9 protein-coding genes are annotated in these 12,830 nt (G+C 42.1%); 5 read left to right on the forward strand and 4 right to left on the reverse strand.

Features of this window, described 5'->3' with window-relative positions; genetic code table 11:
* A partial coding sequence (locus tag ACM0OZ_RS45670; RefSeq protein WP_414589600.1) for a caspase family protein occupies positions 1-2,730 on the reverse strand: 2,730 nt, incomplete at its 3' end.
* 135 nt (positions 2,731-2,865) lie between these two features.
* On the opposite strand from ACM0OZ_RS45670, the gene ACM0OZ_RS45675 reads away from it, so the two are divergent.
* From ACM0OZ_RS45675 to ACM0OZ_RS45690, 4 genes are all read left to right on the forward strand, one after another.
* A complete protein-coding gene (locus ACM0OZ_RS45675) occupies positions 2,866-3,264 on the forward strand; it encodes a CU044_2847 family protein (RefSeq protein ID WP_414589601.1) in 399 nt (132 codons plus the stop codon).
* A 623-nt stretch (positions 3,265-3,887) separates the two neighbouring features.
* Positions 3,888-4,121 (forward strand): hypothetical protein, encoded by a 234-nt coding sequence (locus tag ACM0OZ_RS45680; RefSeq protein ID WP_414589602.1) that lies wholly within the window; start codon positions 3,888-3,890, stop codon positions 4,119-4,121.
* A gap of 74 nt (positions 4,122-4,195) precedes the next feature.
* A complete protein-coding gene (locus ACM0OZ_RS45685; protein ID WP_414589607.1) occupies positions 4,196-4,321 on the forward strand; it encodes a helix-turn-helix domain-containing protein in 126 nt (41 codons plus the stop codon).
* A 298-nt stretch (positions 4,322-4,619) separates the two neighbouring features.
* The gene (locus tag ACM0OZ_RS45690) at positions 4,620-7,145 is read left to right on the forward strand and encodes a diguanylate cyclase (protein ID WP_414589603.1); all 2,526 of its coding nucleotides are present in this window, start codon (positions 4,620-4,622) and stop codon (positions 7,143-7,145) included.
* A gap of 615 nt (positions 7,146-7,760) precedes the next feature.
* Here the strand turns inward: ACM0OZ_RS45690 and ACM0OZ_RS45695 are convergent.
* Entirely contained in the window at positions 7,761-8,999 is a 1,239-nt protein-coding gene (locus ACM0OZ_RS45695; RefSeq protein WP_414589604.1) for a damage-control phosphatase ARMT1 family protein, read from the reverse strand.
* A gap of 458 nt (positions 9,000-9,457) precedes the next feature.
* On the opposite strand from ACM0OZ_RS45695, the gene ACM0OZ_RS45700 reads away from it, so the two are divergent.
* Positions 9,458-10,630, forward strand: coding sequence for a glycosyltransferase (locus tag ACM0OZ_RS45700; protein WP_414589608.1), 1,173 nt, complete (start codon positions 9,458-9,460; stop codon positions 10,628-10,630).
* A 181-nt stretch (positions 10,631-10,811) separates the two neighbouring features.
* Here ACM0OZ_RS45700 and ACM0OZ_RS45705 read toward each other — a convergent pair whose 3' ends face one another.
* A complete protein-coding gene (locus ACM0OZ_RS45705) occupies positions 10,812-11,978 on the reverse strand; it encodes a pyridoxal phosphate-dependent aminotransferase (RefSeq protein ID WP_414589605.1) in 1,167 nt (388 codons plus the stop codon).
* Between the two features lie 167 nt (positions 11,979-12,145).
* Positions 12,146-12,556 carry a hypothetical protein gene (locus ACM0OZ_RS45710; protein ID WP_414589606.1) on the reverse strand — a complete coding sequence of 137 codons (411 nt, stop codon included), beginning with the start codon at positions 12,554-12,556 and terminating at the stop codon, positions 12,146-12,148.
* Positions 12,557-12,830 lie beyond the last annotated feature (274 nt).

Below are 12,830 nucleotides of genomic sequence, written 5' to 3' on the forward strand. Positions count from 1 at the left end.
TTTGTCGCCACTTGCAGAAGCAATCGTCTTGCCATCCGGACTGAACGCTACGTGCGAAACCGAAGCGTCATGCCCCTTGAGGGTTGTGATGAAAGTGCCATCAGGACGCCACAGTTTCACGGTATTGTCCGAACTTGCAGAAGCAATCGTCTTGCCATCCGGACTGAACGCTACGTGCGAAACCGAAGCCGAATGCCCCACTAGACGGTTTTTCTCTCTCACTTTATCCCTAGCCTCATACAGATTCGTTACAATCTGCATTTTGGTATTTGCATCTGCTTTACCCGATGGTTCGACTTTTCGCAGTTGCTTTCCGGCTTTTACGTTGTTGATTAACGCATCTAATAGTTGTGAGTTTGAATTTAAAGATATTGTGGCAATTGTATTGAAATTTTGCAGTTGAGCGAAGTCTGATTGCTCTTGAGCTTCTTTCGACTGGGCAAAGGCAAAAATCGCCACTGCACTCACCAAAATTGTTGAGCCAATTGCAATCCTAGTTCCTCTTTGAGCAACTTTTCGTTTTGCTTCTGACTCTTGTGCAAGTTTTTGAGCGGCTTCTAACTTTTGCCGTTGCTGTTCTTCTGCTTCTTGCTCTAATCGCTTTCTTTCTACTTTACTCGCTGCAATCAACTCCTGTGCTAAACTACTCAAAGAAATGATTTGCTCGTAGTTTTGTAAGAAATCTTCAGCCTGTACTAATTTTGCCCCTTGCAGCAGGTAATCTTTAATCTTGAGGTTATCTAACCATTCCTGAGCATCTGACTCAATTTTGCGTTGTTGTCTTAAAGCCTCTCGGTTTTCATTAATCCACTGACGTAAAAGTGACCAATTACGAATCAGCGCTTCATGGGCAACATCCACCACTGCCAAACGTCTTGATTCTATTCCTTTTTCTACCAAAGTACTCGTCACCACTAACCGAACTTTCTCATGCGCTAGCTTGCCAATAACTCTTTCTACTACGGCTTGTGACTGCGGTGATGATGCCAAATTATTTATCAAAACTCGTCTGCGAGTATCCTCCGTTCCCTCTCCTAGCTGTGTTAATTCTAAAAATATCCGCTTGGCAACTGGCTTTTCTTCGTTTGATAAAGATTCATAAACTTCTGTAGCACGTTTTTCTAACGTTCCTTTCACACCACCTAAACGGGTATATGCAGCTAAAGTCAATTGTTGCTGCTGCCAAAGTTCTGTCAGCGTGTATTGCAACAACGGTAAACTTCCTGGTGAACCTTCCACATCGGCAATAATTTGCTGCACCAGTTCTTCTTGTACCTGCAAACCCACCTTTAAAGCTGGTGCGATAATTGCTTGTTCAAGTTCGTCCCGTGTCATCGGTGTCACCGTCACCAGATGTTGCTGAATCTGTTGTGCCAGTCCACTATATTTTTGTTCTGCACACTTGCCAAAAAAATCTGCCCGCATCGTCAGCACTAAGCAGAGTTTCTTGTTGGTATAAGCCAAAGCACCGAGCAAACATTCAAAAAATCTTTGTCGTTCGCTGATATCCTGACATAAAGTAAAAGCTTCCTCAAATTGATCCGCTACCAACACCACCCGCTCACAAGAAGCAGCATTAATCAATTGTCCTAAGCCGACTCCGCCCTTAGCAAGCAGTTCTTCTGCTTTAGCTAACCCAGATGCTCTATGAATATCTGATAAACTTGAATCTAAAAAAGCCAGTGCTAAACTCTGGAGGGGATGCTCACCTGGGCGAAAAATCTTGATTTGCCAGTTTTCACTACCTGACAACCGCCGCCCTAAATGGATTTGATACAGTAACCCGGCTCTGACAACACTCGATTTTCCGCTACCTGATGCTCCCAAAACTGCTAAAAAATTGCCAGAACGAACTTTTTCTAATAGTTTGTCTGTTAATGCTTCTCTACCGAAAAAATACTGAGCATCTTCTTGCTTGCAGTCAAAGTATTGCAAACCACGATAAGGACAAACGGAACCAGTCACAGTGTAACTAGGTTCTTGCTTTTGCGTTTCCCAAGTGCGTGTGAGATTAATTGCACTCCCAGAGTTAGCAAACACGGGACGTTGAGGATACTTTGCCCAGTGCTGATTGAGGAAATCAATTAAAGTATAGTTAGTTACCCACGTTTCTGGATATCTTTGTGGATTAAGTCCTTGCAACAAAGCTTCTGTCAAAACGCTATGACTGCTACCTATAGCTTCATAAGCAACTTCAAACTCTCGTGAAGCAGCAATAAAACACCTATCGCGTCCTTTCCCCCTATCCCCCGGATCTGCCTCAGCAACATTCAATAGTTCACCACTATAACAACAATCCAACCATATAATCTGCTGTTTCACCTCGCTCTCTTGCAGCAGTTGACGTAACCATTGCAATGACAAACCCCAATTACCTGAATCTGGGTTAACATCACTGGTTGCTAAAAATCCTTGCTGAATACCTCGTTTTTTCCGCAGTCCGTGTCCGGAAAAATACAACAGCGCCGTATCTGGAATGTTCTTCCCTTCTGGCTTAAAAAGTTGAACTATAGCTTCTTCTAGCTGAGTTAACGTAACGGCAGTTTTTTGACCAACCCGAATTGTGTTATTCTCCTTATCCTTGATGCCTGGTAGCCGCTTGACGTTAAATTGACCGTACTGTTCGAGTAGCTTGGCGATCGCCTCAGCATCCTGAGCAGGTGCTGTCAACTTAGCTAGTGAATCGTAGGCGTAAGTATTGATTCCTACTACCAATGCATCTCGAATCATAACTAGAAGAAACTTTTAAGACTTTCATAAAGGGTATTATCACTTAATAGCTACAATAGTACTTAGAAACTTTCCGTAAAAGTTTGTGCGAAGTTGTGGTTATTATTAGAATCACTAGTCTCAAGAGTCTATTTCATGACTAAACTCACACCTATCCAACTAGATGAAAACACAATTATCTACGTGGAAGCTACAGAAGATGTGGACGTTCCTATACTCAGCACAGAAGAACTTGCCGAAGAAGAGGAAGAAGCACTAGTTGATAAAGGAATGAGCCCTGCACAAATACGACAGAAAATGATGCAAGATTTTCTATCGATTCAAAATACAATTCGGGCTTACACAATTTATACCTTAAATGCCTTTAAGCAAATTCCAATTGCTAATGTTAACAAAGTCACTTTAGAGTTCGGCATCGAACTGGGTGGAGAAGCAGGTGTTCCTTATGTGACAAAAGGCACTGCAAAAAGTAATATGAAAATTACTGTCGAGTGTTCATTTCCTAAGGATGAAAAGTCACTACAGCGCACATAACAATGAGTTAGGCAAATTACCCATAAAACTTTTATGTAGTAAGGACTTTAGTCCTTGTTTTCAAACGAAGAGGACTAAAGTCCTCACTACAAACTTAGTAAAGTTATTTAATTGGACATGATATGACTTAAGATAGCTGAAATAGCGATCGCAATTTTGCAGGTGTGAGTTACGCACATCCCCTCAAAATCAAATCTTGTGTCACTTCACTCGATGCATTTTCCCAAAAAGGCAGGGGATTCACTGCTATCGCTGTCTTGATTGCTACTGAATCTATCGATTGGAAGATGAATTTATCCTCAAAGCTTCGATGATGTGAAGCGAGGGTTCAAACAGGTTGACTTCGAGACGCTTTGTTTGTGCCGAAAGTATCAGAGCAAGGTGTTGCTGGTGGCGCACGCTATCTAGAGACAATGATGAATTTAGTTAGACGCTAAAGCCAGAAAATCACCCTTTTGACGGGTATTAAATAAAAGCGCGATCGTAGAATTTACTAGCAAATTTACTGAAGTTTTCATTTAATTCCTAGTTTTTACGGTTACCAACCAACCTCTAGAGTAGTTAAGCTATATCAGATGATATATCGCTTGTTAACCAGCTTGTAAGCTCTAGGGCAATTTCAGATGATTATTGAAAGACCGCTAGTCATAAATCAGCCACAAATTGGTAAACTAATTCGGGAACTCCGGTTAGAAACTGGGCTAACACAAGAAAAGTTTGCTGTCAAATTGGGCGTGACCGAAAAAGAAAAGGATACAAGCCCCCAACTTATGGTATGGAGAAGAAAAAATGTGGAGCAACTTTATTCAAGCCCCTGGATTCATGAGCCAGTGCGTTGGGCGGGTTCCCCGACTTGAAGCAACTGGCATCCGTGGGGTCTTCACTTTTGACTTTTGACTTTTGACTTTTGACTTTTGACTTCCCCAAAGGGGTGACGTATCCCACGATAAAGCGTTGGGAGAACGGATACACCAAACCTTCACCATTAGCTATGCAGAAAATTGAGGAGATGCTAAAGCATAGAGACTTGTACGGTCAAAATCTCATTTTTCAATAAAAAAAGCAGTTTTATTCTTAATTTATTGCAAACTTTAGTAGCTTCAATTCCATTTATTCTTCAGAGTTATTACTACGGTCTAATACTGAAGTCAGCAGTTTTTTTAGACAACTTAATTTGACTTAAAAAAGCAAAAAAAAAGATTTTTTGGAGCCAAATCAGGGAAAAATAAGCTTAAAATATGAAATTTCATGCAAGTTTGCTAAAGAGTTTTAAAAGCTGATTTTATTCAAAGGATTGCTAAATATAGATTTCAAAATTCTTGATGGCAATCCTTAAACACAGGTAGAATTAATCCATGCGAACTAGCGAACAGATTCAGACAGAAATTGAGGAAAAATTCGGCTTTTTTCCTCCTTTTTTTAGCCCAGCACTACAAAACCCACAAGTTTTAGAAAATCTTTGGCAACAGACCCTGAGCGCCTATGTTACCAATCCGCTGCCAGCTCTATTTAAAGAAAAGCTTTCTGCCTACCTCTCGCGCTACTGTCCTGTTCCTTACTGTATGGTTTGCCACAGTTGTTCGTTGCACTTCTTGGGGATGAAAGCTAAAGAGGTGTTAAAACTGCTTCAATCGTCTCCTACAGAAGAAATAGAAATTGATAAATACCTACATATACTCGCACAAGCCTCTAATGAGTTAATGCTTGAGCTAGAGTTCAATTCAGCAGTTGAAGAAAGCTTACTTTACTGTGCAATATTTATTTCCTTAGAAAAAGATGCCGCATATTGTCGCACCGAACTGCGCCACCTTCTAGGAGATGTAAACTATCAGCACTTAGTCACGTTTATCGCTTACGTGAAGACGTGTCACCTATGGATGGAAGCCCACCCAGAAGTTGCATTAGCAGCAGACAAGCGAGCGATTGACCATCTTGAAGCTTTAGTTGATGAGGAGCCTGGTTTAGCTGATTACTTTGACAGTTATATGGAAGCAGCTAAACAAAAGCTAGAAAAAGAAATTTTTGAGCGCGAACGGACAGAGTCGGTATTACAAGAGACAACGACACTTCAACGAGGGATTTTAGATAGCGCCAACTACACAATCATTTCCACCAATTCACACGGCACAATCCTTACTTTTAATCCAGCCGCAGAGCGATGGTTGGGCTATACCGCTTTTGAAGTAGTAGGGAAAACAACGCCTGCCATTTTCCATGACGCAGCAGAAGTACTGCAGCGGGCGCAAGAGCTATCGCAGGAGTTAGGAATTACTATTGAGCCTGGATTTGAAGTATTTGTAGCCAAGGCGCGACGCGACGAAATAGACGAATGCGAATGGACTTACATTCGCAAAGATGGTAGCTGCTTTAGCGTGCTGCTATCAATCACGGCTTTGCGCGACAACGAGGACAACATCACGGGTTTTTTGGGCATCGCCAGCGATATTACAGAGCGCAAACGAGCAGCAGCGGCACTACAGCAAAGTGAGGAACGCTTCAAGGCGTTTATGAACAATAGCCCAGCTGTGGCTTTTATGAAGGATGAGCAGGGGCGCTTCGTCTATATCAACCAGTCATTCGAGCGCTGTTTCGATATAAAAATGGCTGATTGGCTAGGGAAAACGGATTTTGATGTCTGGCCGGAGCAATTAGCTTTACAGTACCGTGAAAACGATCGCGCTGTTTTCGCTGCTGATAAAACCCTAGAAGTTGTTGAAGTCGTTCCTAACCCAGATGGACATCTCCGCCATTGGTTATCTTTTAAGTTTCCTTACAAAGATATTTCTGGGCAACGGCTGCTTGGAGGTATAGCGATTGATATTACTGATCGCTTGCAGGCGGAGGCGCTAGAGGAAGCTAACGACAAACTCAGTCGTTCGGTAAAAGAATTAGAACAGCGCCATCATGAGTTTGCTCAACTAGGCGAATTGAGCGATTTTTTACAGGCTTGCAAAACAGTTGAGGAAGCCTACAATGCACTTGAACTGCTAGTCCCACCTTTATTCCCTCAAACTCATGGTGCGATATTTTTAATGAATGATTCAAAAAATTTGGTTGAAGCCGTTGCTACTTGGGGACCTGCACCATTCCCTAGCCAGGAATTATTCGCACCTGATGAATGCTGGGCATTGCGGCGGGGTCGGATTCATCATACAACAAAAGCGCACTCAAAATTACGCTGCTCTCATATCCATTCAGACTCAGCACCCACATCATCTTTATGCATCTCCATGACAGCGCAAGGGAAAGCAATGGGCGTACTGTATTTGAGTATGCTGGAATTGGGAGAATTCATCGAAAGCAAACAACAGCTAGCTGTTACGGTAGCAGATCACATCGCGCTGTCTTTAGCTAACTTAAAACTACGCGAAACGTTACAGAACCAAAGTATCCGCGATGCGCTGACAGGATTATTCAATCGCCGCTACTTGGAAGAATCCCTAGAACGAGAACTGTACCGATGCGATCGCAATAAGAAATCTTTAGGAATCATTATGCTTGACATTGACCATTTTAAATCGTTCAACGATACGTTTGGTCACTCAGCTGGTGATGCTGTGTTGCGCGAATTGGGCGAATTCTTGCAAAGCCATATTCGGAGATCGGATATTGCTTGTCGCTATGGCGGTGAGGAGTTAACCCTGATTCTGCCGGAAGCATCTGTTAAGGTTGTTTTAGAGCGAGCGCAAGCTATTTGCGAAGGAGTTAAGCACTTGCAGGTTCACTATCGTCGTCAGTTGCTAGGTACGATCTCGGTGTCATTGGGAGTTGCAATGTTCCCAGAGCATGGTGTCACAGGAGAGGCTGTACTGCGAGCGGCTGATGCAGCCTTATACCGCGCTAAACGAGAGGGGCGCGATCGCGTCATTGTTCATCAGTAAATCCTTAATTTTTTTGAGGGAATTTGATGATTGATTTCAAAATTGGGTTTTGTTGTTAACTGACACGTTCCCAGATGAGTTCAAAGGTTTTGGGAACACCATCACTTATGGTTGGTGGCGTTTTGAGTGTCATCCGGCTCCCGCTTAGTGTTGTGCTTATTTTGTCATGCCCTCAAATGACTTTCGTAGTAGTTCCAAACGTGGATGGCATAGTATATTGGTGCATGATACGCAAGGTGGTCAATAGGAATCTCTACTTCTTCCCAATTTTGTTTGAACTTAAAGTGTTTACCTATTCCATATAAATGTTTGAAGCTACTTTCAAAACTATCGACTAGCCTTCGCCAAAATTCTAGTTCATCATGAATTTGATAATTGCTATCAATATATTTAACATTTCCAACATGATGACATTTAGCTAGTTCAAGATGGCAATGATGGGGACATGGACAATGGAAGCGTCGTTGCAAAAATATGTAAAAATGAGGGTTAGCAATTATTCTCTAACGAAAGTGACAAAAGAGCGATTAATTGTCTCTAACCTTTGCGCTCAACACATAAAGTGTTAGCCTGATCACCATCTTTTCCTGCCTAATTCACTTCTTTAGTTATTATTTAGTTATTATCCACCAACTGAACAACTCCCCATTGTCCATTTGTTAGCCAAGCAGAATCTGATTTCACCACTTCCTCCAAAATTTCCGGTTTAATCCCTGCTGCGACTTCTGATTTTAGAGTACGTAAAGCTACCATTGGCGCAGGTAAGAAACATACTATATCTGCAATGTTAGTGGTGAAATTCCAGTGTCTATCTCCTAACAGCCTGCGATAATTTGCATCTCCTTTAATGATTATCAAATTGGAATGAGATAATTCCTTTTTGAGGGTGTCAGGTATTTCCCAAAAGGCTAAAGGTGATGTCCAAAAATAATCCTCACACAAAATTAACCGCTTTGATGCAATATATTCTTGCAGTCGTTGAGCAAAGGATATTAATTCTGGATTGCTAGAAGCTCCTAAAAACTCTATTGTATAATGCACATCTTTAATCATGGCATCAGAGACAAATGTTGGGTGAGGTTTTAAATGCAGTCTAATCTGACTAGCCACACCACTACCTAAAAGAAAATCCACCAAACATAAATCACAGACAAGTTCAAACCCAGCATTATCTACGACAAAATCAACGCGTCCGGAATTGCTATTAATTAACAATTCAGTGACTTTGGATGCATCATCTACTAATATGTGAGATTGTTGGCTTTGAATGTCAAAACGACTGCGGTCAGTTTCAAATGCTGACCAAAGACTCAGATCAACTCGATTTCCCCACAAAGCAAAATATAACAATGCTATCAAAGCTGTTTGTTTGGACTCACCTTGTTGCTGCGATACATTCAACCATCCGTTCACTTGAGTGCATAAAGCAATGATTGAGTCAAGGGATGTTTCTAAACCTTGATGTTTTTGTAATTCAAATGGATCTACACCTTGCCATTCACTCTTGAGAAAGTAATTGGTAATTTGCAGAATAAATCTATAGAAATAAGTTTCAGCAAAAAACCAGGGAATATCTATCCAACGCTGTCCCTTGTATGGTTCTAGATATCTATCCCATGCTGCAAAATCTGCACCAGTGTCATCTACAAGAGGTGGCAAATATCCTGATGACAGTTCGCTGGCTAGTTTTTCCAAGGTGTCATTAATATTGGGTGGAAAATTATTTTCAACGATGACTCTACGGGCAATACTGGGCATCCGTTGAGTGACTGTAAACTCGGTAAATGTGCCAGCTTCTGCACCCACCAATGGTGGTGGTAGGGGTAATTTAGGAATGTCGGATTTCTGTTTCACTAACTTTTCTTTACGAGAAAGCACCACTTTCAAATAGTGCGATATTTTGTTAACGAACTCTATAAATTTAAGATTCAGTTTATAAATGGACAACTTGTGGGATGGGCTTCTTGCCCGCCCTAGTGTTTCATATCATTCATTTTGATTGGTTTGTAGTGAGGACTTTAGTCCTCAAGTTTGAGAGCGTAGACGCGAGAGCGGCTTCCCGTAGGGTAGACAGCGCTTACTACAAACCGTCTTTTGGGCATTTTGCCCTGGTTCTTGTTGCGAAAATTGCAAATGCAGTCAGTTCAAGACTTCGGTAGCGTCCACCTAGTGTTTGACTTATCATTAAAATCACCAATGTCTTGAGGAAGTTGTTACTTCATTTGATGAAGATTTTGGTAGAAACTAAAATTGCTAATATTTACGAAATATTTAAAAAAGTACACCAGTCCTCTATGAAACTTAGCCTGTGCATGATTGTCAAAAACGAAGAAGCAACACTGTCTAAATCTCTGAGCAGTGTGAAAAATGTGGTAGATGAGATGGTAGTGTTAGATACAGGCTCTACAGACAGGACTCCCGAAATCGCTAAGAAGTTCGGTGCGCAAGTACATCACTTTGAATGGTGCAATGACTTCAGTGCTGCCCGAAATGAAGCTTTAAAATACGTCACAGGTGATTGGATTCTTGTCTTAGATGCAGATGAAACTCTCACCCAGAAAATTGTACCGCAGTTGCAGCAGGCGATACGAAGGGAAGAATATCTCCTGATCAACCTTCTGCGTCATGAAATGGGTGCAGAACAATCTCCTTATTCTCTGGTTTCGCGCCTTTTCCGCAATCATCCCCAAATTCGCTTTTCCCGTCCTTACCATGCGTTAGTCGATGATAGCGTGTCGGAAATTTTAACTCAGGAACCGCATTGGCAAGTGGGTTATTTGGAAGGGGTGGGGATTGTACATACAGGATACCAAAAAAGTGCGATCGCTCAGCAAGATAAATTTCCCAAAGCTCAAACGGCGATGGAAGAGTTTCTTGCCTCTCATCCTCATGATCCTTATGTTTGTAGTAAGTTGGGGGCGCTGTATGTGGAAAGTGGGAAACTCATAGAAGGTATCAAATTGTTGGCGCTAGGAGTCGCCCATTGTGAAGAAGAGTACGAGACTTTGTACGAACTCTACTATCATCTGGGCATTGCCTACACGCGTTTGCAAAATTATAAAAATGCGATCGCCCACTATGATGCTGCAACTAAATTGCCCATTTACCCGATTCTTAAATTAGGAGCATACAACAATTTGGGCAACTTACTCAAAGCAAGTGGAGATTTCAACGGTGCTAAGACTGCTTACGAAGCAACAATTAAAATTGACCCTAGTTTCGCGATCGGTTACTACAATTTAGGCATGACTCTCAAGGAGATCGGTTTATTTAAGGATGCTATTCTTGCTTACCGTAAAGCAATTGAGTTGAATCCAAAATCTGCTGAAACTTACCAAAACTTAGGGGTGTTGCTGCTGAAACTTGGCTACGTACAGGATAGTCTGATGACTTTTAAAAAAGCAATAGCCCTGCACGAACAGCAAAACCCCAAAGAGGCGAAGCGACTGCGCCAAAGTTTGTCAGAGATGGGCTTGTTGCGTTAATGAATTTGGGATATAATTAATTTCTTGCAAAAATCCTGTTTAGAGGTATTTGAACCACAGATGGACACAGATGGACACAGATAAATTATCTGCGTTCATCTGCGGTTTCATATTCAAAAATTTTGACTAAGGCAAAAGATCTATGTAGAGACGCGCCATGGCGCGTCTCTACAAAATGCGACTAAATAACTGACTTGACAAATTTTTCCAATCTATCCATTCCCTTTTCAATTGTTGCCAAATCCGTGGCGTAGGAAAGGCGAATATTGTCATCAGCACCAAAGGCGATTCCAGGAATAACTGCCACTTGCTCTTTTTCTAGCAAGGCGTTACAAAAATCTAGGGATTTTAGCCCTGTTTTGGTGATATCTGGAAACAGGTAGAAAGCGCCGTCTGGTTTTGGACAACTCAGTCCAGGAATAGCGTTGAGTCGTTCAAACATCACTTCTCGGCGTTTAGCGAAAGCTTGGCGCATTTCTTCTACACAATCTTGCGAACCTTCCAAAGCAGCGATCGCCCCATATTGAGCAAAGGTACAAACATTCGATGTACTATGGCTTTGGATGTTAATTGTTGCCTTTATCAAATCAATCGGTCCTGCTAAATATCCAATGCGCCATCCCGTCATTGAGTAAGCTTTGGCAAACCCATTGCTGATTACAGTTCGAGCAAAGATATCAGATCCCAATGAACCAATGCTTACCTGTTTTACGCCATCGTAGAGAATCTTCTCATAAATTTCGTCGGAAACGACAACAATATCAGTCTCAACGATTATTTGGGCGATCGCCTGAATTTCCTCTGGTGTGTACACCATACCAGTGGGGTTAGATGGCGAGTTGAGGATGAATAATTTCGTCTTGGGTGTAATCGACTTACGCAACTGTTCTGGTGTAATCTTATAACCAGTAGAAGCATCTGTGGGGACAATCACAGACACGCCTCCTGCAAGCGTCACCATGTCCGGATAGCTTAACCAGTAGGGCGCGGGGATAATGACTTCATCTCCTGCTTCAATCAGCGCCAGCATTAAATTAAACAGAGAATGTTTTCCACCGTTGGTGACGATGACATTTTCTGCCTTGTAATCAAGACCATTGTCAGTTTTTAACTTGCGAGCAATGGCTTCCCTTAACTTTGGTTCTCCAGATGCTGGTCCATACTTAGTTTTCCCTTCTTCCAAAGCTTTCTCTGCAGCAGCTTTAATGTGCGCTGGACTGTCAAAATCTGGTTCTCCAGCGCTAAAACTACAAACATCAATTCCTTCTGCCTTCATTGCCTTAGCTTTCGCGGCAATAGCTAAGGTTATCGAAGGTGTTACTTGACTTACTCGTCCTGCCAGCTTCATTATCACTCGTTTGGCAAACTTCAGACCTATTTAAGAATATCCCACAAATCCTCTCGATATTTGTCTTTTAATAATTCCTTTGTTGGTTGCATTTACCAAATGGTAGGGGTACAGCAGTGCTGTACCCCTACAAGCGCGATAAAATGAAATCACAAGTTGCTTGCTGCTTAATCTCCACGATGGGCTTTATTACGAGCAAGTTCTTGCTCAATTGGGCTACGGTCGTAGTCTTTTGCTCCAAAAGCTCGCTGAGGCTGGTCGTTTCCTAATTCTTCTCCAGCTCGCTGTAGCATATTAAGAGGATTTTTTTGCCGACTTCCAGTTCCCAAATCCTTAGGAATGACTTCTCCAGCTTGCTTCCCGCTTTCGATGTAATTATCGCCGCCAATATTTGGTGTGTGGTTGGCGTTCTGTCCGATTTTTTGTTCTATGACACTACTGGAAGAATAATCACCAGAATAATAACCTGCAGCTTGAACTGAGGTAGCAGGTAAGCTCATGAACGCCAGTAAACCAGCTAGTAAGACTACCGCAATTTTGCGACGCAATTGATGAAATGTTCTGATAATTTCTGTCATGGGCGAAATTCCCTTTATGCTTTGTGAGTTAACCTCTGAATGTTAAGAAATTGGTACAAAGCTCTCTTCTTCCCTGAGGCGGGTTATGTGGTATGTAAAGAGTCGGGCTGTATAGAACCCATTTGAGATCTTTTTTAGCTAGCAGCTAGTAGTCTTTGACACTCCCCATGCCGTCATGCAAGGGGATTCTTGGCTCAACGTCGTAACTTGCGATTGGCTGGGTTGCCCCCTTCGGGTTCGCAGTCGCCTACGGAGGGAAACCCTCCTGCAGCGC

The organism is Scytonema sp. PCC 10023 (assembly GCF_963920835.1).
Taxonomy (GTDB): Bacteria; Cyanobacteriota; Cyanobacteriia; order Cyanobacteriales; family Nostocaceae; genus Kalymmatonema.